The organism is Aliarcobacter lanthieri (assembly GCF_013201625.1).
In the GTDB taxonomy this organism is placed as follows: domain Bacteria; phylum Campylobacterota; class Campylobacteria; order Campylobacterales; family Arcobacteraceae; genus Aliarcobacter; species Aliarcobacter lanthieri.
Genome location: NZ_CP053839.1, coordinates 1,457,125 through 1,481,622, shown reverse-complemented (window position 1 = coordinate 1,481,622; position 24,498 = coordinate 1,457,125). Strand labels below are relative to the sequence as shown.

Sequence of the window (24,498 nt, the reverse complement as noted above, 5' to 3'; positions counted from 1 at the left end):
TTAAATGAAAAAAATATTGTTAGGAGTTATTGCTCTTATTATTGTTCTAGTAGCTGTTTGTTTCTTTTTAAGAAGCAGTTTTAGTTCAAAAATTGAAGCAAAGATTGAAGAGCTGAAAGCAAATGGATTTAATGTAACTTACAATGAAAAATTTGTACCACTTAAAATAGTTGGAGATGGTAAAATTGAAGTTGTTGATTCTTCAAAAGTTACTCAATATATAGTACAAAGCCAAAAAGGAGAAGCTAAAAAAGCTTTAGAAAGACTTGTAAACAATGAGAAGTTATTTTCTCCAGATGTTGATTTGTCAAAAATAATTTTAGAAGGTGCAGTTTTCGACTATGAATTTAGTTTAACTCTTTTAACTGCAAATCTTGATTTGAACTTTTATTTAACAAGATTTTCAAATAAAATTATGGAAGATTTACCAAAAACTTTTGAAGATATGTTAAAAAATAGAGATTTTCATATAAATATAGATGAAGATTATAACTATAAAATTAAAGATATCAATATTGTTTCTCCAGATAATCAAGCAAAATTTAGTCTTCTAGGAATGCATGGAAATAAAACAATTTTTGATATGGATAGTTTTAAATTTGATATTCCAAAAAATAAATTTTCTCTTAGTTTATATGGAATAAAAACTTCTTATGAAGAAAAACATAATAAAGCTATTGATTCGACTTTTGATATAAAAACTATACAATTGGGTGATGAAAAGGTACAATTAGATATAAGTGGTTTAGAAAGTGAGTCTTCTCAAAAAATTTCAAATGATTTATTAGATGGAAATACAAAAATATCTATTGATTTATTATCTTTTAAAAATAGTGTTACAAATGTAAATTTAAAAGAAACTTCTTTTGGTTTAGGACTTGATAAATTACCTATGAAAAAGTATGAAGAGTTTATAGATAGTTATTATAATATTTCTGAAGATATAAACAATGAAATACATAACAAATTAAAAGAACTTTTAAAAGAGATTGCACAAAATGATTCAGAGATAAAAATATATGCAAATTCAAGAAATCTTAATTTCTTAGGTCAAGAGTGGTTTGAAGAAATTGATTTAAAATCAAATATTACTTTTAGTAGTAAGTTAGGTGATATGAACTTCCAAACTGTTGATGATGTTGTTAAAACTATAAATGTAGATTTGAAAATTGATAGTAAATCGGCTCAAAATATTGCAAATCTAATAGGATTAAGTAGAATGGGTATAGAATTAGTTGATTCTGAAGATAAAAAATTTAAAATTTTAAAAGCACAGCTTAGAGAAGATGGTATTTATGCAAATGATGTTTTGATTTTACCAAAAGCGATGCTACAAATTCCACAAGGAATGGAACTAAAATAAATATTTAGGCAAAAGCCTAAATATTTCCTCTTTTTTTAACAATTTCTTTTTCTATTAATATAAAAAAGAAAGGAATTAAAGAATAAATAAATAATTTTAAACTAAATAAGAATCCCCATTTATATTGTCTCATAGCATTATATAAAGCTATACAAAATAAAATAAAAAATATTCCATGCATCATTCCAAATATTTTAACAGCAAGTGGTTCATCAAAAAAATATTTTAGGGGCATTGCTATAAAGACTAATACTAAATAAGATATCCCTTCGATTATAGATATTGTTCTAAATTGAGAAAACTTTGTTCTTAACATTGTTAACCTTTTGATTTTTTGCTTTAAGTATAGTAAACTATTATTTATCAAAGGTTAATATAAAACCATTTTAAGTAAAATCGCAAAATTTATAAAAAGGAATAGAATGAATAATATTTTAAAAATTTTATTGATATTGTCAATAGTATTTAGTTTTTCAAATGCAGTTGATATGGATAGAAGATTAGAATTATCGTATATTAATACAAGTGGAAACACTGATACAAGTTCTCTTTCTGGAAAACTTGGAGTAAATGCAAAGTTTGATGAACGAGAAATAAAAGCAAAAGGTTCTATACTAAGAAGTAAAGATAACAATAAAAAATCAGCAAATAAATATGAATTAAGTCTTGATTATGACCATATGATTGGGGATAGATTATATACTTATTTAGGTGCATTTTATGTAAATGATGAATTTTCAGATTATGATTCAAGATTAAATATAGGACCTGGATTAGGATATAAATTTATTTATACTGATGATGAAGTTTTAGATCTTCAAGGTGGATTTGATTATGCTATTGATAAATTTGATAATGGAAAGAAAGATGAATATGTAGCTTCAAAAGTAGAGCTTAATTATAAATATAAAATTAAAGAGAATATTGAATTCAAACAAATGTTAAGTTATCTTGCTTCTATGGAAGATAGTAAAAAATATTTTGTTACAAGTGAAACAGGTGTTGCTGTAAAGATGATGGATAATTTTTCTTTAGGAGCAAGTTATAGATTAGATTATGTAAACTATACAGAAAAAAAGAAAACAGATAAAAAGTTCTTAACATCTTTAATTTTTGATTTTTAAAAAAGCTTATACTAATATTTTAAATAAAGTCTTTATCTATTTTTTGTGATATATATAAAAATAGATAAAGATATAATGATTACTCCAACACCTACTATTAAATAAAGTGCATTTATCATTTGATTATAATCATTTATTGCTATTTTAAATACTACTAAAAGTGCTTCAATCAAAAGTGCTATTATGATTGTTATCATAAATTTTGTTAAAACTTTATACTCTGATTTCTCATTTTTATCATAACTTTTGAATAATACTTCTTGTTCTAAAACAGTTTTTGCTAAATCAAATATTGCTAAACCTAATGTTAAAGCAATAATAGGTTTAAAAATATACTCAATAGATATTATATGATTTAAAATAGAATTAATAAAATCATATAAAGAGTAAAATATAGTAAAAAGTGCTAAAGCTATCATCAGAACACAAACAACAACATAAAATGTTTTATTCAAGATATTAAATTTTTTATTAATTTCTAAAAATCCAAGTTTTCTTAGAATTGATTGTAAATTAAAATCTAAGAATATTATACAATCATCCAATTTTATAATAGTTGTAATACAAGTTTGTGCTGTTGCACTACTAACATAAGGTTTTGTAATAGCTATTTTTTCATCTTTTGATTCTATATTATCTAATAAATATTGTCTATTTCTACCTATTGGTTTTTCTACTATTTTATCTTTAAAAATATTTGGAGAAGTTTGATTTAAACTATTTATATCGGCAATATAAATAAGTTCAAGAGAAGGAAATATTTTAAAAAGCTGTTGATAGTTTTTTGAAGATTTTGATTTTATATCACCTATATTATAAATACTCTCTTTTATAAAGGTTTCAATATTTTTTTGATTTTTATTGTATATTTCTATAAACTCTTGCATAAAAAATCCTTTTGATAGCAAAATTGTATCAAAAAATTCTATAAATAAAGAGTTATTTTATTTTTTGATTTGATATATGTTTTAATAAAATAATTTTTGCTTTACTTACTTAATTTTAAATAGTTTAAAAGATGATTGTATGATTAGTATAGTAATATACCCTACAATTGCTCCCAAAATAATATCACTAAAAAAACTTCCAAGAGGAATACTTGTTAAAATATTATCAAATGATTTTAAAATAAGTGTTTCATGAGCAATTATTCCACCACCAACAGCAAGCATTGCAATAGTTCCTAAAATCCCTATAATTTTTATAATATGTGGCATAGCTTTTACACAAGTATTTCCTATCTTTTTTAAATATAAACTCTTTTTACCTTGTAAGTAAAATCCTATATCATCTAGTTTTATTATAAATGCAACTATTCCATATACAAAAATTGTTGTTAAAATACCAACGCTAATTAAAACAAAAAGTTTAGTTATAAAATCACTATTGTCAAGTAAACTTAGGCTAATAACAATTATTTCAAAAGATAGTATAAAATCTGTTTTAACTGCACTTTTTACTTTTTCATCTTCAAATTTTTCATTTGAAATTTCATTTTTACTACTATTTTCACGATGGTTTTTATGGTGAAAGAATTTTTCTAAGATACTTTCTACACCTTCATAAGCTAAATAAACTCCACCAATTATTAATATAGGAGATATTGCCCAAGGCGCAAGATAACTTAAAATTAAAACAACTGGAATAATGATAAATTTATTTATAAAACTTCCTTTTGCAATTTTATAAACTATAGGAAGTTCTCTTTGTGCTGCTTTTCTTTTTGCTTCAAGTATTGCTATATTTCTTATATTTTCTAATTCACTAATTACTTCTTTTTTAGAATTCTCATCTAATTTCTTTATATTATCTTGTAACTCTTCAACTGTTTTTGCATTTTCTAACTCTTTTTTTAGAATTTGAGAAGTTGTTTCATTTGTAAAATTTGCAATAGCAGCTAAATCATCAACTAAAAGCCCACTTGATTTAACACTAGCAAGTTTTGTATAAGTTGCAATATCATCAAAAAGAAGTCCGATATCATCGAGTGAAGTTGCAAGTGATTTTGCTGTTGTTGCCATAGTTTTACCTGCAAGAGAGCCTATATCATCTGCTAAAATAGATAAATATCCCAGTATCCCAGACATTAAATTCCTTTAAGTTGTTTTTTTAATGGAATAATATTTAATCTTTCCTAATAAAATAAAATTTAATAGATAATTTTAATAGTTTTCTATACTTTCAAAACTCCACCCATGGTTTTTTAAGAGGGTAATTAAGGTATTGAGATTTTTTTCTCCTTCAAAATGACTAGAAAACATAATATCATGCATTAGGAGAATTACTTTATTTTCTTTAGTAGTTAATTTACTTTTATAAATTCTTTCCATAGAATTTAAAACTTCTTCAGGTGTTTGTATTGGTTGTCCATTAAATTCATATTCCCATTCAATATCCCATCCATATATATAGAAACCTTCATTAAAAAGATCATCATATACTGACATCTCTTTCTCTTGTTGTTCTTTGCTAATTGCATAATCATTTATCTTTATATCTGGAAGTCTAAATACATTTCTTCCTGCAAGACGAACTGGTAAAAAATCTGATGCACTATTAGAAATTCTATCATGAGAGATTATGTCATTTGCTTTTTTTATATCTTCAACTACATTTAAAGGATTACTATAAAACTTTTTATATTTGTGATTTGCATGAGAATATGTATGATTTGCAATAGTAATATTTGAAAAATTTAAGGCTTTTTCATAAATATGTTTTGATTTTTCTATCTGTGAACCAATAAAAAACATAGTAATTGGAATATCTTCTTTCTTAATTACTTTTAATACATTATTTGTGGCTTTTATTGGTCCATCATCAAATGTAAGAAGAACTATCTTCTGTTCTTTTGGCTTTTCAAGAGGAATGTCATCTGAGAAGAAATCAGTATTTGCAAATAAGTTGAGAGACAAAAATATAGAAATTAAAAAAATATACACAAAAATCCTAGATACTTAAAATCAATTTTGTATAATACTGAAATTAATTTAAAAGAAGCGAAAAATTGAAAAATATTTATGATTGTATAGTTATTGGTGCTGGAGCTGCTGGAATATTTGCTAGTATAAGTTGTGCAAAAAATGAGAAAAAAGTTTTACTTTTAGAAAAATTACCAAAAATAGCAAGTAAATTGAAAGCAACAGGTGGTGGAAAGTGCAATATTACAAATACATTAACACAAGATGACTTTATATCAAAGTTTGGTAAAAATGGAAGATTTATACAAAGTGCATTAGATGAATTTAGCCAACAAGATTTACAGTATTTTTTTAATTCTATTGGTGTAGAAACCATAGCTAGAGATGGATTTAGAGTATTTCCTATAAATCACAGTTCAACTATTATTTTAGAAGCTTTAAATAAAGAGTTAGAAAATCAAAAAGTGGAAGTAAAAACATCTATAAATATTGAAAACATAAAAAAAGAAGAAGAATTCTTTTATATAAAAACTTCAAATGAAACTTTTATTTCAAAAAATATTATAGTTGCAACTGGAGGGCTTGGATATCCAACTTTAGGAGCAACTGGTGATGGATATAATTTTGCTTCAAATTTTGGACATACTATATCTAAAACTCATCCTGCTATGATGCCACTTTTTACAAAAGAGAAAAATTTTGGTTCTTGTAAAGCTGATACTATTTCAAAAGCTATATTAAAAGTAAATATTCCTAAATATAAAAAATTAAAATTAGTTGGTGATTTGATATTTACGTCACAAGGTCTTAGAGGACCAGTTATTCTTGATTTTGCAAGAGAAATTACTCCTATATTATCTACATATAATGAAGTTCCACTTTTAATAAATTTTATAAAAGGTAAAAATGAAGAAGAGATTTTTCAGCATTTAAAAAATGAAATATTAAAAAATCCACAAGATAATATTTTACAAAATTTAGAAACACTATTAGCTAGTAGTGTAGCAAATGAAATTTTAAATTTATGTGAAATAAAAACAAATATAAGATTTAAACAAATAGATGGAATTAAAAGAGAAAAACTAATAAAAACTTTAGCTTGGACACCTTTTACCGTTATTGGGCATGATGGCTTTAAACAAGCTATGATAACAAGAGGAGGAATAAGTTTAAAAGAGATTGATTCTAAAACTATGCAAAGTCGTTTAATAGAAGGTTTATATTTTTGTGGAGAGCTTGTAGATATTGATGGACCTTGTGGTGGATATAATCTTCAATGGTCTTTTTCAAGTGGATATTTAGCTGGAAAGTTAAAAAAATAGTTTGGTTTACTACAAATTAGTAAAAATATACTATAATAGACAATTATAAAAATATAAATATTAGGATATAAAATATGTTATTGATGAAACTTCAAGCAAGAGAAAAATTTGCTTTTTTACAACTAGCACACTATTTAGCAAGAATTGATAATAGCCTTGGAAGAGATGAAGAAGATGTTATCTTAGAATATTGCGATGAAATGGGGATTGAAAACCTTGATTCTTTTGATATAGATAGTTTTAGTTTAGAAGATACATTAAAAAACTTCAAAAGTTTAAAAAGTAAAAAAATAGTTATCTTAGAATTGATGATTTTAATACATATTGATAAGAATTTTAATATAAATGAACAGATTTTAATAGATAAAATAGCAAAATATTTTGATATTTCTGCTTCAGAAGTAAATAATTATTCAGCATGGGGAAAATCTGTGGCTACGCTTTATGAAATTGCAAGAGTTTACATAAAAGATGAAAATTTAGAAGAGTGTGTATCATAAGTAATTTGGGACAAGAAATGGAAATTATTAAAATTTTAAATGATAGAATTGATAATTTACTATATGAATATGAGAAAGTAAAACTTGAGAAAATTGCTTTAGAACAACAAATTCAAGAATTGATAGATGAAAATGATAAATTAGAAAGAAATAACCAAGATATGATGCTAAAAATAGAGAGTACATTAACACTTATAAAGGCACAGAAGTGACTAAAGAGCTAACTTTCCACATAAATAATATGGCTTATACAATAACAGCAGATGAAGATCTTGAACGAGAACTTTGTAAGTATTTAGATGTAAATAAAAATAATGAAACAAAATCTTTATTACTTGCATATTTAAAACTTACTCAAGAATATAGAACTTTTAAAAAAGAGGTTGAAGATATTGCAAATAAACTTGCAGGAGTTTAAACTTAAAGCTTTTTCCTCTTTGGAAATTATCATAACAATCGTAATATTAGCTATTTTCTTATCTTTTATTTTACCAAAAATCAGTACATACTTAGAAAAAAATGATATCATAAAATTAAAATCAGATATTATTTTAATAAAAAACGGTTTACAAAAAGAGAAAACAAAAAGAGTTTTAACACAAGAAAATAACTATATAAATTCACTAGATAATGCAAAAATAGATAAAAATAATGAAGAGTTATTTTCAAATATTTTAACTTTACCAATTAAATCTACAACAACAAAAGATAAAGAAAATGGTTTTTGGGCAAAAGTATCGAATAATAAATATATATTTTTTACATCTACAAAAACTTATGAGTTCTCTTTAGAAGATAGTGATTTATTTGTATTAGTAAAGAAATAGATTGTAAAGAGTTAGAATGAATTATTATGAATTAGCTATATTAAAATCTCCTCTACAAAATCTTACTTTTCAAAGTAAGGAAATTATTGATATTGGTTCAAAAGTTTTAGTTCAATTAGCAAATAGAAAAAATTTTATTGAGGCAGTTGTTATAAAAGAGGTTGAAAAACCAGAGTTTGAATGTAGCAATATTTTAGAAATTTGTGATGAGTTTTACTCTTCTTTTATGCTTGAACTTGCAATTTTTATATCAAAGTATTATGTTTGCTCTCTTGGTTATGCTTTGAGTATTTTTCAAGCTTTTAATAAAAATATTAAAGATGAGAATATTGATATAAAAATTGATAGTAAAATAGAATTATCAAATTTTCAACAAAAAGCAAAAGATTTTTTAGATGAGAAAAGGCAAGCTTTACTTTTTGCTTCTACTGGAGCTGGAAAAACTGAAATATATATAAAAACTATAGAAGAAACTATAAAAAATAATTCTCAAGCTATACTTTTAATGCCTGAAATATCCTTAACTCCACAAATGCAAAAAAGACTAGAAAAAGTTTTTGGAAATTCTATTGCTATTTGGCATTCAAAGATAACTACTAAAAAGAAAAAAGAGATACTTATTGGACTTCAAAATGGAAGTATAAAATTAATAGCTGGTGCTAGATCAGCACTTTTTTTACCATATACAAACTTACAATTAATAATTGTAGATGAAGAACATGATGATTCATATAAAAGTGATCAAACTCCAAGATATAATGCAAAAGATTTGAGTATCTATATAGCTAAAAAGTATGAGATAAGGCTTGTTCTAGGAAGTGCAACACCATCTATTGGCTCTTTTCATAAAATACCTTATTTTAATCTTGATAAGACATTTTTTGAAACAAAAAAAGAGTATATTTTTGAAGCAAATTCTCAAACAATTAGCCTAAAAAGTTTAGCTAAAATAGATAGTACTTTAAAAAGTGGAAATCAAGTAATAGTATTTTTACCAACACGAGCAAATTTTAAACATCAAATATGTTTTGATTGTGGAAAAAGTGTTGAATGTCCATTTTGTAGTGTTTCTATGAGTTTACATAAAAATGATTTAGCTTTGAAATGCCACTATTGTGGATATACTCAAAAAATACCAGAGTTTTGTCCCTCTTGTAAAACTGGGATTATCAGAAATCATAGAGTAGGAACTGCACAAATACAAGAAGAATTAGAAGCAAATTTTCCAAATATTAATATAAAAAGATTTGATAAAGATGAGATAAAAAGTGAGAAGGTTTTAAAAAATACTCTAAAAGATTTTAATGATAATAAAATAGATATTTTAGTTGGAACTCAAATGCTTTCAAAAGGACATGATTATCATAATGTAAAGTTAGCAGTTGTTTTAGGCATAGATTTTGTTTTAAATATGAATTCATATAAAGCAAGAGAAAAAGCTTTATCTTTACTTATTCAAATATCAGGGCGTAGTGGAAGAAGTGGATTTGGAGAAGTGATAATCGAGACAAAAAATGAAGATTTCTTCAAATACTATTTAGAAGAATCAAACTATTTAGAGTTTTTACAAAGTGAAATGGAATTCAGAAAAGATTTATATCCACCTTTTGTAAAACTTGCACGAATAGTTTTTTCAAATAAAAATGGTTTAAAAGTAAAAGAAGAAACTTTAGAAGTTGTAAATTTATTTAAAACTATACAGGATATTGAAGTAATAGGTTTTGGAGAGTGTGCTATTTTTAAAATAGCAAATAAATATAGATATGAAATTTTACTTCGTTCAAACAATACAAAAGCACTATTAAACGCATTGCACTCTATAAAATCAAGTGATGCTTCAATAGATATGGATACTATTTATTAAAAATTTAGTAAAATCAATAAAACAAAGGAGATAAAATGGTAACTACGAAAGATGATTTTAAAAATTTAGTTGAAGATATAAAAAGACAAAGTTGGTATAAAGAGCCAATAGCCTTTGCAATAGCTAGAGTAAATAGAGGTATTCTGGATAGAAATAAGATTTTAGAAGTTACATATCCTACTATAAACTGGAACGAAAATAGTTCAAGTGCTGCAATTTTTTTAAATGCTATAAAACAAAGTGGAGTTGCAGTTGATACTACAAAAAGTGAGGCGGTTTTTGATTTAAGCGATAGTTTTTTATCATATTGTGTAGAGAGTTATAAACCATTTTATGAAGAAAAAGATAAACATAAAAATTTACAAGTTATTTCAACTTTAGCGTCTTTACCAATAGAAAGTGGACTTAATGCTGATGATTTTAAAGTTGTATTTATTTTTGACGATTCAAAACCTCAAAGTATTGAAACATCATATTTAAAACTATATGTAAAATACAATAAAAAAATAGAAAATATAAATTTAGATGGAATTGAGGATTTACTTACAACTTGTGCTTGGATAGATGGTGTTCCAGTAGAACTTGACTGGTTAAGACAAAATGAAATTTTATTAAAAGTTGCAGATAAATATCCAAAAGTTGAATTTGTAGGAAAATATCCAAGATTTTTAAAACATATTATTCCTAGTGAAAATGAAACTTATAGTTTCGAAAATCTTCTAAAGTAGCTTTTTGCTACTTTGATTTTTCCATTTTCTTATTCTTGCTTTAGCATTTGTATATGGAGAAGATGTATTAAATTGAATCATCCTTCCTAAAGTCCATTTCTCATACCAACTTACTTCATAAAGTTCTTTATTAGATTTATTTTGTATAAGTATTAAAATATTTTCAACTACTTTATCTAATTTAATAATTAAAGTATTAAAATCATCATATTGATAATCTTCATAAAATTTTTGTGCAAGTTTTCCTAATTGATTCCATTTATAACCTGTTTCTGGAAAATCAACTTGTTGATTATTTTGTCTCTTCTTGTCCCATTTTAAAACTAATTCTCCCCAACCAATTAAATATGAAATAAGATTGTTTATAGACATTAAAGTATTTTTTGAATGCCCTTCTAGTTCTTTTATATTTGTTATTTCTACAGGGATATCATTTAATTCTTTCTTTAATTTAATATAATTTGTATTTATAGCAATTAAGAGTTCTTCCTTATTCGTAGGTACAGCCATAAAAACTCCTTTTGGAATTGTTTAAAAACAAGTTTATGATAATATAACTGATAATATCGTATAATCTTGCCTTTAATTTTATAAAATCGACAAAAAGAGCAAAGAGAAAATATGATAGAGCTAGTAAATATAAGAAAATCATACCCAACACAAGACTTATATCAAGATTTAAACTTACGATTAAATAAGGGTGATAAAGTTGGATTAGTTGGTAGAAATGGTACAGGAAAATCAACACTTTTTAAACTAATTTTAGGTGAAGAACAACCAGATAGCGGAGAAGTGGCAACACCAAAAAACTATAAAATAGGTGCGTTAAAACAATATTTTGATTTTACAGAAAAAACTTTACTTGATGAAACAGCATTGGCTTTGAATGAAGATGATAAATATAATATTTATAAGGCTGAAAAAATATTATTTGGATTAGGTTTTAGTGATGAAGATTTACAAAAAGAACCAAAAAGTTTTTCTGGTGGTTATCAAATACGAATAAATTTAGCAAAATTACTTTTAACTGAACCAAATATGCTGCTTCTTGATGAACCTACAAACTACTTGGATATTTTATCTATTAGATGGCTTAGAGAGTTTCTAAAAAGTTTTGATGGAGAAGTTATCCTTATAACACATGATAGAGATTTTATGAATAGTGTTTGTACACATACTATGGGAATTATTAGAAAAAATGCTTTTATAATTCCAGGAAATACAGAGAAGTTTTTTGAACAGCTTTCTGCAAATGAAGAACACTATGAAAAACAAAAAATTGCTCAAGAGAAAAAAATAAAAGATCTTGAAGAGTTTATTGCTAAAAATAAAGCAAGAGCAGCAACAGCAACTTTAGCCCAATCAAAAGTAAAAATACTTGAAAAAATGGATATCTTAGAAGATTTAGATTATGACAAAGATTTAAAATTTGATTTTAACTATAAAGATACAAGTGCAAAATTTTTACTTGAAGTAAAAGATGTAAGTTTTGGATATACAAAAGAAAACTTACTTTTTAAAGATATAACTTTTGCATTAAGTCGTGGTGAAACTTTAGGAATTATTGGTAAAAATGGAAAAGGTAAATCAACACTTCTAAATGTACTTGCAGGTGAATTAAAAGCTTTAAGTGGAAATATAGATTTTCATCCAAGTACAGTTTTTGGGCATTTTGGACAAACAAATATAAATCATTTGAATATGAATAATACAATTATGGATGAAATTCACTCTGTAAATGTAAAGTTACCTGAATCAACAATAAGAAATATTTGTGGAATTATGATGTTTAGTGGTGATAATGCAAAGAAAAAGATTTCTCTTCTATCTGGAGGAGAAAAAAGTAGGGTAATGCTAGGAAAAATAATAGCAAAAGATGTAAATCTACTTTTCCTTGATGAACCTACAAACCACCTTGATATTGAGTCTATTGAAGCACTTACAAATGCTATAAAAGAGTTTGCTGGTTCAAGTATCATTGTAACTCACAGTGAAGAATTACTTAGAAAAGTTTGTGATAGATTGATAGTATTTACAAATGATGGAGCAGATTATTTTAATGGAACTTATGATGAATTTTTAGAAAAAATTGGTTGGAATGATGATATTGATGATAAAAAATCAGTAAAAAAAGAGATTAAAAGTGATAAACCAAAGATAAATAAAAAAGAGAGTAAAAAACTAAGAGCTGAATTAGTAGCTAAAAAAAGTCAAGATTTAAAACCTTTAAAAGCTAAAATTGAAGAATTGGAAAACCTTGCTTCTACACTTTTTGGAGTTGATAAAACAAAAGTAGAAAATGAAATCTTAGAATTTATGCAAAAAATAGAGATTATAAATAGTGAATTTGAAGAAAAAATGAGTGAATTATCATAAATAAAGGAATAAAATGAAAAATATTATCTTAAGTTCTTTACTAATATTAACTTTAACATCATGTTCAAATAAAGATGTTAATAAAAAAGAAGAGCTTAAGATAAATACTCAATCTCAACTTGCTGCTATTATGATAAAAAGAGCACAAGAAGGAGATATGAAATCTCAAAATAATCTTGGAACAATGTATGCAAAAGGTTTTGGCATTGAAGAAGATTTTGAAAAGGCTGTTTTTTGGTGGGAAAAAGCTGCTACTCAAGGAGATGTTATTGCTCAAAATAATTTGGGATTTATATATTATAATGGAGAAAATAATATAGAACAAGATTATCAAAAATCTAAACATTGGCTGGAAAAAGCTTGTGAAAATGGAAGTGAAATATCTTGTGATAAATATAAATCTATTCTCAAAAAAGATAAAAATAAAAATTAGCAATTATTGGATTGTAAAAAACTTTATATTCTTTTATACTCTTGCATATAAAAGATGGAGTTTAAAATGTCAAAAAAAATATCAACTATTTTATATATAAAAGTAGGAAATGTAACTGTCACAAAACTTGAAAATCAAAAAAGAGAAGAGCTTGTCTCTGGTATAAAAAAATATCCGGTTTCAAAAGCATTTCTTACTAAAACTGGATTTGTTGATGATTTTCAAGCTGATTTACTTCATCATGGTGGAGAAAATAAAGCACTATTTTTATTTTCAAAACTAACATATCAAAATATAAATTCACATTTCAATAATATTTTTGATATATCTAATATGGCATATTTTGGAGAGAATTTAATACTTGATAAAATTTGTGAAAAAGATATTTGTATTGGAGATATATTACAAATTGGTGATACACAAGTACAAATTACACAACCAAGACAACCTTGCTGGAAACTTAGTGCAAATACAGAAAAAAAGAATATGACAAAATTTATTTTTGAAAGTGGATTTACAGGATTTTATGCAAAGGTTTTAAAAGAAGGTAATATAACAAAAGAAGATGATGTTTTCTTACAAAGTAGGCTTAATCCAACATTAACTATTGAAAAGCTAAATAAAATTATAGTAAATCCAATGATTGATGAAAATTTGACTTTAGAAACTTTAAATTGTAAAGAGTTAGGATATCAGTTTAAAAACTCTTTACAAAAAAGATATGATTTAGGTGATAAAGATGAGCAATTTAGTTATTATCACACATAAAAGGATTTAAAATGAGAAGAGCAGAATTTGATGTAAAAGATGAAAATAGTATAAATGAAGTTTTGGAAGCTTGTGAATATGGAACTTTAAGTTTAATAAATAATGGTAAACCATATTGTATAGCTTTAAATTTTGTATATTTTCAAGGCTCTATATACTTTCATGGAAGTAATGAAGGTAAAAAAATAGATACTATTAAAGAGAACCCAAATGGTTCTTTTTTGGTTGTACAGCCATATTCTACTATTCCATCATATTTTTTTGATACAGTTGCTGCTTGTCCTGCAACTCAATTTTTTGCTTCAGTTTTACTTGAAGGAATTTTGAGTTTTATAGAAAATGGTGATGAAAAAGCAAAAGTTTTAAATGCTTTGATGAAAAAATTGCAAAAAGATGGTGGTTATGAAGAAATAGCTTATGATAAGGCAATGTACACAAAAATGTTGGATAAAGTTACTATTATTAGGTTAAATCCACAAAATATATCTTGTAAAATAAAAGTAGGGCAAAACTTAAATGATGAAAAAAGAGATAAACTCACTCAGAAATTAGAAAATAGAGCTTCAAATATAGATATGCATACTATCAAACAGATGAAGTTTTATAACAAACAATAAAAAGAGAAATTAAAATTTCTCTTTTTTAGAATCAAATAAAGCTAATATATTTTTATATTCAATTGCAAACTCTAAGTTTATTAAAGAACTTTTACCTTCTATGATTTTTAATGCTTTTTCAATATCTTTTTTACTAAAGATATCATCAAGTGCCTCGATATAATCTTCTAAATTTAGCTTATTTTGGTACATTCTTAGAAGTTGTGATAAAAGATAGTTAAAATTTTTATTTGTTTGTTCTAAATTAAAAATAGCTTCTTCATACTCTTTTAGTTTTATTAAAATATCAGCTTTAAATTCAAAAAGAGAAAAGTCTTCTTTAAAAATAACACCAATAAATGCTCCAACATTTACAGAATCATCATAACCATCAATTTGAGTTAATAAATCTTCTAAATCATAAGCATCTTTATTTAAAATAAAATCTCTTATTAGTTTTCCTTGATTCTTATTGTTATAAATCATATCTTCAAGTGGATATATTTCTGAAAAATTTGGAACTATCATTTGACAAGAGTAAAAGCCTAAATAATCATATTCTCTTAAATATATAGTTTTATTTTGTTTATCTAAAATCTCTTTTAAAAGTATAAATTGCTCACTACTTTTTTCTATATTAAATTGCCAAGGAGTATATGAATACGATTTTTTTGAACTTAAAAATTGTATTCCTACTTTTGCATTTGAGTCTACAAAATGTGATTCTAAATTTGATGATGAGCTTATCTCTCTCATATCAAATGATGGTTTTTCAAAGCTATCAAGTTCGTTTAATTCTCTACCTTGTAATAGTTCAGTCAAAGTTCTTTCAATTGATACTTCTAAAATAGGGTGGCTTCCAAAAGATAAAAAAAGTGTATTATTTTTTGGATTTATAAAAGCTATTGCAGTTACTGGAAAAACTCCACCTAAAGAAGAATCATAAACTTTTAATTTAAAACCTTGATCTTCTAAAGATTTTATATCGTCTTTTATTTTTGGAAAGTTTTCTATTATTTCTTTTGGAAATTCTGGTAAAGCTAAACCTTCTTTTATAACTTTTAGTTTTACATATCGTTCAAAAATTTCACAAAGAGCTTGAACTTTTGCTTCATTTTGTGTATTTCCTGTAGATAATCCATTACTTGCAAAAAGATTTGATAAAAGACTTGTTGGAAAATATACTTCTTGTTTAGTATTTTGATTTATAAATGGTATAGAAATGATTTTATCAAAATTATTTGAATTAAAGTCCAAAAAATCTTCATTTTCAAAATCTTTTGTATCATATTGTTTTTTTAATTCATCAGGAAAAAAATCTTCATCAATACTGAACTCTTTTTGATCAGGGAAAAACTTTCTATCTTCTAAATAAAAATCATTAAAATATAGATTTGTTTGTAGTCTTTCTATAAATTCTCCATAAGCACTAGCTAAACATGAGTCCAACATTGAGCCTTTTCCATTAGAGAATATATAATTATTCGCTCCTTCAAAGCTTAGGTTTATAGAAAAACTATTTTTTACTGGATTTTTTTCTTTTGAGAGTTTTACTTTATATCCAAAATCATCTAATATTTTTTTCATTTTTGATATTGAAACTTCTACTGGTGCATCTTTTGATACTATATTCATACGATTTGTTCTTTGCTTTCTTAAAAATTTTGCAAAGTATAGCTAAAAAGTTCCCAAACTATTAGTTTGAGAACTATGATTTTAAAATTGTTTAATTCTTTTTAAATTTAATATTTAGAATAAAATAAGAGATTAATCCTAAAACAAGACCCCAAAATGCACCACCAATACCAAAAATATTGATATTTGCAGCAGTTGCTAAAAATGTAATCATAGCAGCTTCTCTTGTACTTACTTCACTCATTGCATTTGAAAGGCTTCCTGCTATTGTACTTATTAGTGCAAGCCCAGCTAAAGTACTAATAAATGTTGCTGGAAAAGCTGAAAAAAGTGCAGCCAAAGTAACTCCAAAAATACCAACCAAAATATAAAATACTCCAGCTGCAACTCCTGCAATCCATCTTTTAGAAGGATCTTCATGTGACTCTTTTCCTGTACAAATAGCAGATGTAATAGATGACAAACAAAAAGCATGAGAACCAAAAGGAGCCATTATTATTGAACCTAAACCAGTAGTTGCAAGAATAGGTTTTGCACTTGTTTTAAATCCATCATTTTGAAGTATTAAAAGCCCTGGCATATATTGCCCAGTTAGTGTAATTAAAAATAGTGGTAAAGCTATACTCAAAGTTGCATTGAGTGAAAAAGCTGGTTCTGTGAAAACTGGAGCTGCTAATTTTAGTTCAAACCCTGCAAAATCTATTTGTGATTGAAGAAGTAAAAAGATAAATCCAAAAACTAAAACAGAAACAATAGCATACCTAGGAGAAACCCTTTTTGCTAAAATATATACAAAAAACATTGAAATAGCCAATATTGGATTTATTGTCATATTTAAAAAAGCAGAGATACCAAACTGCAATAAAATCCCTGCAAGTAAAGCTGAAGCTACACTAATAGGGATTAGTTTTATTAGCTTTCCAAAATATCCAGTAACCCCCAAAATAAAAAATGCTAAAGCAGAGAGTATATATGCACCTATGGCTTCAGCATAAGAAATAGATACAATAGCAGTTACCAAAAATGCAGCTGCTGGAGTACTCCAAGCTGTGATAATAGGTTCTTTTGTATACCAACTAAGTAATATCCCTGTGATTCCTACTCCAATAGAAATTGACCAAACCCATGAAGCTGTCTGTTCTGGACTTAGTCCAGCCATTTGTGCAGCTTGGAAGATTAAAATAAAAGTTCCACCATAATTAACAATAACTGAAATTAAACCAGCAATTATTGGTGGAATAGCAGATGTTTTTTTACTCATTTTCATACTCCTTAATTAAAAAATTATGAAAGTATAAGTGCTTTAAAAATATTTTACAATCCAAAAATTGCTAATTCTTAAATTTTATAAAATTGATTAAAATAAGCAATTTTTGGATTGATGAAAAAATTATTTTCTTTTATAATTTCTTAAAATTTTAAATAAAAGGGGAGATATTATGAGACATCGAACAAAAACACATTTATTAACTAAAGATGAAATAGATGAATTACTTTTGAGATCTGAAGTTGGAAGATTGGGAACTATTAGTGAAGATGGATTTCCTTATATTTTACCAATGCATTATGTATATTTTGATAATAAAATATATATGCATGGACTTCCAAAAGGTAAAAAAATAGATAATGTAAAATTTAATCAAAATGTATGTTTTGAAGTAGATGAAATGATAGGTTTACTTTATGAAGGAGTTGAAAATCCTTGTGATGTTAATACAGAATTCAATAGTGTTATTATAGAAGGTAAAGCTTCTTTGCTTAGTGAGTTTGATGAAAAGTATAGAGCCTTGAGTCAAATAGTATCTAAATTTACACCACATTTAGTAGGTAGAGAACTACCAGAAAAAATGGTAAAAGGAACAGCTGTAATAAAGATTGATATTTTAAATTGTGTAGGAAGATATTATAAATAAAAAACTAAAAGAGATTTTCTCTTCTAGTTTTAGAATTTTCTATTAAAAAGCTTAACAAAATCTTAAAGATTATCTATTAAGTAAAATCAAAGTAAAGAGATAAAAATAAATTAGTTAAAATAATCAAAATATAAGAAATATTTCATTTTAAAAAGTACTAATTTATGGTAATTTTAGATGGACATTTAATAAATTTCAAAATTTCTTGTAAAAAGACGTCCATTTTTTTATAGTTCAGTCGTCTTACTAATTAGAGAAACCAATTCTCATAATAAATAAAGATAAGGAGAGATGATGAAGAATAAAGTTTTTGTTTCAGTAGTAACATCAATGATGATAAGTGGAACAATGTTAAATGCAAAAGAGATAAGTTTGCAAGAGGCAGTAGATAGTATAGTAAAAGAGTATAAGGTAAGTTATATTTCAAAATCAAAAAGCTTGAAGGATAGGAAAGTTGATGATAGCAAAATGAGTTTCGGGGGGGGTAATAAACAGTTTAAATAAAGTCTTAGAAACTGAAGAATTAAAAGCAGTAGAAGAAGAGGGGATAATATATATAATAGATAAACCAAAAGCAGTAAATGGTTTTTCAAAAACAACAGTTATAGATACAATTTCTGTAAATGAAAGCTATAAAAATGGAAGTGCTGAATCAGGATATTTAGTAGAAGATGTAAAAACTCTAGGAGTTTGGGGAAATTTATCTCTTCAAGATACTCCATATTCAATGAATGTTATGTCTGCTGAACTCTTGGAAAATATGGGAGTTACAGATATAAAAGGTGTTACAAGAGCAAATCCAGTTTTACAAGATAGAGGTTATCAAGATATTTATGGTGGAATGGATGCAAATATTAGAGGATTTAGAAGTTACAATACTTTAATTGATGGTTCTCCAGTTGCTTCTTTTAGTGTTGCACCAAATGAAGAAGCAGATAGAATTGAAGTTATAAGTGGTTTTAGTGGATTTTTATATGGTGGTGGAAATGTTGGAGGTGCTGTTAATTATGTACTTAAAAGACCAACTCCAAAGCAAATGAATAAAATCACAGTTGGAAATAATGGAGGAGAAAATCACTATACATCTTTTGATAGTGGTGGACCTATAAATGATAACTGGGGATATAGAATAAGTGGTATTTATCAAGATGGAGAAACATCTCAAGAAAATAGAAAAGAAGAAAAAAAAGTAATAACAGCAGCAGTTGATTTTAAAGTAACAGATGATTTACTACTTCAAATATTTGCATCTCATAGAGATACTCTTACAACAGGGCAAAGACCAATTTGGTTGATTACTGGAAATATGCCATCAGCTTATAATACAAGTAAAAGTTATACTCCTGAGTGGGGATGGATGGATAATGAAAGTGATAAGGTAGAATTAAGTGCAAAATATAATTTTTCAGAAAATTGGAGTTTAAGAACAGCATATATTTATCAAACTTCAGAATATGAAAATCAACAATTTATTAATAAAGTAAATACTAATACGAATACATATACAAGAAGTATCTATTTTCAAACGCCAAATAATTATAAAGATAGTGGAGGATATGTTTATTTAGATGGCAATTTTTATACTGGATTTATTAATCACAATTTAACAATGGGTGCATCAGTACATCAAAGAAATCAGAATATAACTAATCCATCAAGAATAACTTATAATGACCCAAATATTTATAATAATGTAAATGCTTTTAATACTATGAATAAAGTTGCATATACTCAACCTAATACAAAATATAGAAGTAATGAATCATTAAAGAAAAATATTGTTTTAGGTGATAATATATCTTTTAATGAGCAATTAAGTGCATTAATAGGAGTTAATTTAGCTTATTTGAAAAGTGATAGTTTTAATGTTAATGGTTCAAGAACATCAGGATATGATGATAATGCTTTAACTCCAACTATATCTTTGATATATTAAACCAATAGAAGATTTAACCACTTATGCTACTTATATAGAAGCTTTAGAAAATGGTTCAACTGTTAGTTCAAAATATAATAATTATAATGAAGTTTTTTCACCCTATATAAGTAAACAATATGAAATAGGGGCAAAGTATAATGTAAATAAAAACTTACTTTTGAGTACTGCAATATTTAGAATTGAAAAAGCTAATTCTTATGAGGATAAAACTACAACACCTCTTCCAACACTTACTCAAGATGGGCTTTTAATACATGAAGGAATTGAACTTCTTGCAACTGGAAAAGTAACAGATAGATTAACAGTCTCAGGTGGAGTTACATATTTAAAACCAACTATTGAAAAAGCTACAAATAAAGCTTTACAAGGTAAAGAAGCAACTGGAACTGCATCTGAAATGGTAAAAATATTTTTAGAATATAGGCTTCCAATAGAAGCAAAAATATTTTTAGCAGGAGGTGTTTATTATACGGGTTCTGCTTGGCAAGATAGTGCAAATACGTCTAAAATTCCTTCTTATACTTTGTATGATGCAAGTTTAAGATATGAAACAAAACTTGATGGATATGACACTATTTTTAGAATAAATGTAGCAAATCTTACAGATGAAAATTATTGGGTGAGTGCAAACTCTTTAGGAACACCAAGAATAGTAAGTTTTTCTGCAACTGTTAAGTTCTAATATAAATTTATAGAATTTATAATTAAGTTTATATCTTAAGTATATAAGCTTAGATCATTGGATTTGTAGCGAGATTCTCCTATACACCTATTATTTATTTATGAGCAGTTTTGCTTGCTATAAATCCATGGTTTCTTACTAAAATATATTAATAGTTAAATAGATTGATGATAAAATACACAATCTGAAATTAAAGCTAAAATATGAAAAAAATCAAGATATTTATCGATTCAAGTGTAAATCCACAGCAAAAAATAGGATTTGGAGCTTTTTTAGAAGTTTCTGATGATGATTTGTTGATTGATAATTTAAAGAAAATTATAAAAATAAAAAAATTTGATGATACAAGTTCCACAAAACTTGAACTTCAAACTTTACTTTGGACTTTAGATGAGATTTGTCAAATAGATGAAAATACTCAAATAGAAGTTTATACAGATTGCCAAAATATAATAGGCTTACAAAGTAGAAGAGAAAAGTTTGAATTAAATGATTATAAAACTTCAACTGGCAAAACTATAAATAATCATGAGATATATAAACTATTCTTTCAAAAAATAGATAAGTTAAATATTGATTTTATAAAAGTAAAAGGGCATAAGAAAAATAGTTTAAAAGATAAAATTGATACTATTTTTAACCTTGTAGATAAAGCTTCAAGAAATGCTTTGAGAGAGAATATAAGTATTTAAACTATATCTAAAAAACATCCATTTCCATAAGGTTGTTTTGAATAGTATAATTTTGAATGTTGAACTATCAAAGCATGATATTCTTGATAAGTTATAACTAACTCTTTTTTATTTTTTATCACTTTCTTTAGTTCTTCTTCCATAAAATATTTTATATCGTTGTATTTTACTTTTTCATCTAACAGTTTATTATGTACTAGCAATCTTTTTGTATAAGCATCTACTTTAAACTCTGCTTGGTTATATCCATATAACAATATACTATCAGCAGTTTCAAATCCTATTCCTTTTATAGCTAAAAGCTCTTCTCTTGTAGGAATTTTGCTATTTAAATTTTCAAAAAACTCTATGAAATTTAAAATATAATTTGCTTTTTGATTGTTATATCCAGATGGTTTTATAAGTTCTTTTAATTTTTCTATTGGTAAATCTTTGATTTTTTTGTAGTTTAGACAACCTAAATCATTTAAGTTATTTAAAGATTTGACAACGGAAGTAAAAGTAGTATTCTGAGTCAAAATTGAGCCTAAACATACTTCAAAAACTTCATTTTCATCTCTTGGAAAACTATAGTCTAAAATATGATATCCGTCATTATTGCCTTGTTTTTGACTATTTTTACCTTGATAGTTTATAAACGGCCACCAACCTTGAGGACCATAAGTTTCATAAAGTTTTTTATAAATAGTGAATATTTTATTCACTTTTATTACTTTCTTTTATAGACTCATAAGCTATTAAGATTTTTTTACGCTCAATGCCCCATCTATAACCACTCATAGCTCCACTCTTTGCTATTACTCTATGGCAAGGTATTAAGTATCCTATATGATTTTGTCCTATTGCACTTGCAATAGCCCTTACAGCTTTTGGTTTATCAAGATAATTAGCAATATCACTATATGTTGCAACTATTCCATTTGGTAGATTTAAGAGTGCTTTCCAAACATTTATTTGAAGATTTGTCCCTTTTACTAAAAGTGGATATTTCTTATTTTTTATAAAGATATTTTCCAAGTACTCATTTGCCAATCTTTGATTAAAAATTAAATTTGCATTTTCCCAAAGTTCATTAAATCTTTGGAAAATATCTTCTTTATTATTATCTATAAAACCTAGATAACATATACCTTTATCAGTAAATCCAATCAAAGCTTCACCAAAAGGAGTTTGTCCAAAACCATAAGTTATTTGTACATCTTTACCTTTTTCTTTCCATTCTCTTGGAGTAACACCTATTAAATTTACAAAAAGTTCATGAAGTCTGCTAGTGCTAGATAGTCCAATATCCAAACTACTATCTAGAATGGATTTGGATTCTTTTATATGCTCTTTTGCATAGTTTAGAGTTACGCAGTGTAAAAACTGCTGAGGAGTAACACCTACATACTCTTTAAAAACTCTTATAAAATGGTATTTACTCATACCGATATTTTGGGCTACTTCATCAACACTTGGATGTGATTTGAAGTTCTCATCTATGTATTTTATAGCCTTTTCTATCTGTTTATAAGTTTTATCTAGTGTAGGCATTACACTTCCTTTATACTCTTAATAAGTAGATTTAGTATAAATCACAAAGTTAGATGCAAGTTCTTCCATCTCTTTATTGATTTTTTTATGCAACTCTTTATCTTCTATATTGTCTAATACATCACAAATTTTATTTGCAATAATCTCAAACTCTTTTTCTTTCATTCCTCTAGCAGTTAAAGCAGGACTTCCTATTCTAATACCTGAAGTTATGAATGGACTTCTTGTTTCACCAGGAACTGTATTTTTATTTACAGTGATACCTGCATCTCCTAAAGCTGCATCAGCATCTTTACCACTAAATGGTTTATTTAAGAAGCTTACTAATACTAAGTGATTATCTGTTCCACCTGAAACAATATCATATCCTCTTTTTGTAAGAACTTCTCCTAGTACTCTAGCATTTGCTTTTACTTGTTTTGCATAATCTTTCCATTTTGGATCTAAGATCTCTTTAAATGCTACAGCTTTAGCTGCAATTACATGAACTAAAGGTCCACCTTGTAATCCTGGGAAAATAGCAGAGTTGATTTTTTTAGCTATTTCTTCATCATTTGTCATAATTATACCACCTCTTGGACCTCTTAAAGTCTTATGTGTAGTAGTAGTTACGATATGAGCGTGTGGGAATGGACTTTGGTGTTCACCAGCTGCAACAAGACCTGCAATATGAGCAATATCAGCAAATAAAATAGCACCAACACTATCAGCTATTTCCCTAAATCTTTTAAAATCAATCTCTCTTGCATAAGCACTTGCACCACAAACAATAATTTTTGGTTGAACAGTTTTTGCAATTTCAGCAACTTTATCATAGTTAATTCTACCATCAAGTTCAACACCATAATAAAATGCTGAATAATTTTGTCCTGAGAAACTTGGTTTACTTCCGTGAGTTAAATGTCCACCATGAGATAAATCCATACCTAAAATTCTATCACCAGCTTTAAGTAATGCTGCATAAACTGCACCATTTGCTTGACTTCCAGAGTGTGGTTGAACATTTACAAATTTACAATCAAAAATTTTACAAGCTCTATCAATAGCAAGTTGTTCTACTTTATCAGCTTGTTCACAACCACCATAATATCTTTTATAAGGATAACCTTCTGCATATTTATTTGTAAATACACTTCCCATAGCTTCCATTACAGCTGGGCTTGTAAAGTTTTCACTAGCAATCATTTCAAGATGATTTGTTTGTCTTTTTAACTCATCTTCTATTATTGCAAAAACTTCGTTATCTGCTTCTTTTAAATTCGCGTTTGTTATGTAATTCATA

28 protein-coding genes are annotated in these 24,498 nt (G+C 26.1%); 18 read left to right on the top strand and 10 right to left on the bottom strand.

All coding sequences use genetic code 11. The features are described from left to right. Positions 1-4: 4 nt before the first annotated feature. Positions 5-1,363: a YdgA family protein gene (locus tag ALANTH_RS07500; RefSeq protein WP_026807589.1), complete on the top strand. Its 1,359-nt coding sequence runs from the start codon at positions 5-7 to the stop codon at positions 1,361-1,363. Between the two features lie 16 nt (positions 1,364-1,379). On the opposite strand, the gene ALANTH_RS07495 is transcribed toward ALANTH_RS07500, so the two are convergent. Then, positions 1,380-1,679, bottom strand: a complete 300-nt coding sequence (locus ALANTH_RS07495) for a DUF3817 domain-containing protein (RefSeq protein WP_026807590.1) — start codon at positions 1,677-1,679, stop codon at positions 1,380-1,382. Positions 1,680-1,785: 106 nt separating this feature from the next. Here ALANTH_RS07495 and ALANTH_RS07490 point away from each other — a divergent pair, with 106 nt between their 5' ends. Beyond that, positions 1,786-2,487 carry a DUF481 domain-containing protein gene (locus ALANTH_RS07490; protein ID WP_026804596.1) on the top strand — a complete coding sequence of 234 codons (702 nt, stop codon included), beginning with the start codon at positions 1,786-1,788 and terminating at the stop codon, positions 2,485-2,487. Positions 2,488-2,519: 32 nt separating this feature from the next. Here the strand turns inward: ALANTH_RS07490 and ALANTH_RS07485 are convergent, their stop codons facing one another. From ALANTH_RS07485 to ALANTH_RS07475, 3 genes are all read right to left on the bottom strand, one after another. After that, complete coding sequence (locus tag ALANTH_RS07485) at positions 2,520-3,374, bottom strand: hypothetical protein (protein ID WP_026804595.1); 855 nt, start codon at positions 3,372-3,374, stop codon at positions 2,520-2,522. Between the two features lie 105 nt (positions 3,375-3,479). Beyond that, positions 3,480-4,574: a DUF808 family protein gene (locus ALANTH_RS07480; RefSeq protein ID WP_026807591.1), complete on the bottom strand. Its 1,095-nt coding sequence runs from the start codon at positions 4,572-4,574 to the stop codon at positions 3,480-3,482. A gap of 75 nt (positions 4,575-4,649) precedes the next feature. Then, a complete protein-coding gene (locus ALANTH_RS07475) occupies positions 4,650-5,429 on the bottom strand; it encodes a polysaccharide deacetylase family protein (RefSeq protein ID WP_026804593.1) in 780 nt (259 codons plus the stop codon). A gap of 65 nt (positions 5,430-5,494) precedes the next feature. Between ALANTH_RS07475 and ALANTH_RS07470 the strand changes: the two genes are divergently transcribed. The 7 genes from ALANTH_RS07470 (at position 5,495) to ALANTH_RS07440 (ending at position 10,649) form a co-directional block, all read left to right on the top strand. Next, the gene (locus tag ALANTH_RS07470) at positions 5,495-6,730 is read left to right on the top strand and encodes a BaiN/RdsA family NAD(P)/FAD-dependent oxidoreductase (RefSeq protein ID WP_026807592.1); all 1,236 of its coding nucleotides are present in this window, start codon (positions 5,495-5,497) and stop codon (positions 6,728-6,730) included. Between the two features lie 74 nt (positions 6,731-6,804). Further along, a complete protein-coding gene (locus ALANTH_RS07465) occupies positions 6,805-7,230 on the top strand; it encodes a hypothetical protein (protein ID WP_026804591.1) in 426 nt (141 codons plus the stop codon). A gap of 17 nt (positions 7,231-7,247) precedes the next feature. After that, positions 7,248-7,442 (top strand): hypothetical protein, encoded by a 195-nt coding sequence (locus ALANTH_RS07460; protein ID WP_026804590.1) that lies wholly within the window; start codon positions 7,248-7,250, stop codon positions 7,440-7,442. Continuing rightward, complete coding sequence (locus ALANTH_RS07455; protein ID WP_026804589.1) at positions 7,439-7,648, top strand: hypothetical protein; 210 nt, start codon at positions 7,439-7,441, stop codon at positions 7,646-7,648. Before ALANTH_RS07460 ends, ALANTH_RS07455 begins: the two co-directional genes overlap by 4 nt. A 19-nt stretch (positions 7,649-7,667) precedes the next feature. After that, positions 7,668-8,057, top strand: a complete 390-nt coding sequence (locus tag ALANTH_RS07450; protein ID WP_051583596.1) for a hypothetical protein — start codon at positions 7,668-7,670, stop codon at positions 8,055-8,057. Positions 8,058-8,073: 16 nt separating this feature from the next. Then, a complete protein-coding gene (locus tag ALANTH_RS07445; RefSeq protein ID WP_026807593.1) occupies positions 8,074-9,921 on the top strand; it encodes a primosomal protein N' in 1,848 nt (615 codons plus the stop codon). Positions 9,922-9,956: 35 nt separating this feature from the next. Continuing rightward, complete coding sequence (locus tag ALANTH_RS07440; RefSeq protein ID WP_051488742.1) at positions 9,957-10,649, top strand: tetrahydrodipicolinate N-succinyltransferase N-terminal domain-containing protein; 693 nt, start codon at positions 9,957-9,959, stop codon at positions 10,647-10,649. Here ALANTH_RS07440 and ALANTH_RS07435 read toward each other — a convergent pair. Beyond that, positions 10,641-11,159 carry a ClbS/DfsB family four-helix bundle protein gene (locus tag ALANTH_RS07435; protein ID WP_026807594.1) on the bottom strand — a complete coding sequence of 173 codons (519 nt, stop codon included), beginning with the start codon at positions 11,157-11,159 and terminating at the stop codon, positions 10,641-10,643. The genes ALANTH_RS07440 and ALANTH_RS07435 overlap by 9 nt on opposite strands. 111 nt (positions 11,160-11,270) lie before the next feature. Between ALANTH_RS07435 and ALANTH_RS07430 the strand changes: the two genes are divergently transcribed. The 4 genes from ALANTH_RS07430 to ALANTH_RS07415 all read left to right on the top strand — a co-directional run bounded on the left by ALANTH_RS07430 (position 11,271) and on the right by ALANTH_RS07415 (position 14,843). Beyond that, positions 11,271-13,025: an ABC-F family ATP-binding cassette domain-containing protein gene (locus ALANTH_RS07430; RefSeq protein WP_026807595.1), complete on the top strand. Its 1,755-nt coding sequence runs from the start codon at positions 11,271-11,273 to the stop codon at positions 13,023-13,025. Between the two features lie 13 nt (positions 13,026-13,038). Continuing rightward, positions 13,039-13,458 carry a tetratricopeptide repeat protein gene (locus ALANTH_RS07425; RefSeq protein ID WP_051583597.1) on the top strand — a complete coding sequence of 140 codons (420 nt, stop codon included), beginning with the start codon at positions 13,039-13,041 and terminating at the stop codon, positions 13,456-13,458. Between the two features lie 66 nt (positions 13,459-13,524). Further along, the gene (locus ALANTH_RS07420; protein WP_026804584.1) at positions 13,525-14,226 is read left to right on the top strand and encodes an MOSC domain-containing protein; all 702 of its coding nucleotides are present in this window, start codon (positions 13,525-13,527) and stop codon (positions 14,224-14,226) included. A gap of 11 nt (positions 14,227-14,237) precedes the next feature. Continuing rightward, entirely contained in the window at positions 14,238-14,843 is a 606-nt protein-coding gene (locus tag ALANTH_RS07415; protein WP_026807596.1) for a pyridoxamine 5'-phosphate oxidase family protein, read from the top strand. Positions 14,844-14,852: 9 nt separating this feature from the next. On the opposite strand, the gene ALANTH_RS07410 is transcribed toward ALANTH_RS07415, so the two are convergent. Together ALANTH_RS07410 and ALANTH_RS07405 are read right to left on the bottom strand one after the other, a co-directional pair. Beyond that, complete coding sequence (locus ALANTH_RS07410) at positions 14,853-16,457, bottom strand: YcaO-like family protein (RefSeq protein ID WP_026807597.1); 1,605 nt, start codon at positions 16,455-16,457, stop codon at positions 14,853-14,855. A 91-nt stretch (positions 16,458-16,548) separates the two neighbouring features. Continuing rightward, positions 16,549-17,718 (bottom strand): benzoate/H(+) symporter BenE family transporter, encoded by a 1,170-nt coding sequence (locus ALANTH_RS07405; RefSeq protein WP_026807598.1) that lies wholly within the window; start codon positions 17,716-17,718, stop codon positions 16,549-16,551. Between the two features lie 178 nt (positions 17,719-17,896). Between ALANTH_RS07405 and ALANTH_RS07400 the strand changes: the two genes are divergently transcribed. From ALANTH_RS07400 to ALANTH_RS07380, 5 genes are all read left to right on the top strand, one after another. Beyond that, positions 17,897-18,370 (top strand): pyridoxamine 5'-phosphate oxidase family protein, encoded by a 474-nt coding sequence (locus ALANTH_RS07400; protein ID WP_026807599.1) that lies wholly within the window; start codon positions 17,897-17,899, stop codon positions 18,368-18,370. A 294-nt stretch (positions 18,371-18,664) separates the two neighbouring features. Beyond that, positions 18,665-18,874, top strand: a complete 210-nt coding sequence (locus ALANTH_RS07395; protein WP_172658510.1) for a hypothetical protein — start codon at positions 18,665-18,667, stop codon at positions 18,872-18,874. Further along, entirely contained in the window at positions 18,858-20,306 is a 1,449-nt protein-coding gene (locus ALANTH_RS07390) for a TonB-dependent siderophore receptor (protein ID WP_081801325.1), read from the top strand. The genes ALANTH_RS07395 and ALANTH_RS07390 overlap by 17 nt, the downstream gene beginning before the upstream one ends. Next, positions 20,302-20,991, top strand: a complete 690-nt coding sequence (locus tag ALANTH_RS07385; RefSeq protein WP_081801324.1) for a TonB-dependent receptor — start codon at positions 20,302-20,304, stop codon at positions 20,989-20,991. Before ALANTH_RS07390 ends, ALANTH_RS07385 begins: the two co-directional genes overlap by 5 nt. Before the next feature lie 203 nt (positions 20,992-21,194). After that, positions 21,195-21,683, top strand: a complete 489-nt coding sequence (locus ALANTH_RS07380; RefSeq protein ID WP_026807911.1) for a ribonuclease HI — start codon at positions 21,195-21,197, stop codon at positions 21,681-21,683. Here ALANTH_RS07380 and ALANTH_RS07375 read toward each other — a convergent pair. The 3 genes from ALANTH_RS07375 to ALANTH_RS07365 are packed head-to-tail and all read right to left on the bottom strand — an operon-like array spanning position 21,680 to position 24,497. Continuing rightward, complete coding sequence (locus tag ALANTH_RS07375; protein WP_026804573.1) at positions 21,680-22,387, bottom strand: endonuclease III domain-containing protein; 708 nt, start codon at positions 22,385-22,387, stop codon at positions 21,680-21,682. The genes ALANTH_RS07380 and ALANTH_RS07375 overlap by 4 nt on opposite strands. Then, positions 22,380-23,216: a bifunctional helix-turn-helix domain-containing protein/methylated-DNA--[protein]-cysteine S-methyltransferase gene (locus ALANTH_RS07370; protein WP_026804572.1), complete on the bottom strand. Its 837-nt coding sequence runs from the start codon at positions 23,214-23,216 to the stop codon at positions 22,380-22,382. The genes ALANTH_RS07375 and ALANTH_RS07370 overlap by 8 nt, the downstream gene beginning before the upstream one ends. An 18-nt stretch (positions 23,217-23,234) precedes the next feature. Beyond that, positions 23,235-24,497 carry a serine hydroxymethyltransferase gene (locus ALANTH_RS07365; RefSeq protein WP_026804571.1) on the bottom strand — a complete coding sequence of 421 codons (1,263 nt, stop codon included), beginning with the start codon at positions 24,495-24,497 and terminating at the stop codon, positions 23,235-23,237. Between the last annotated feature and the right edge of the window lies 1 nt (position 24,498).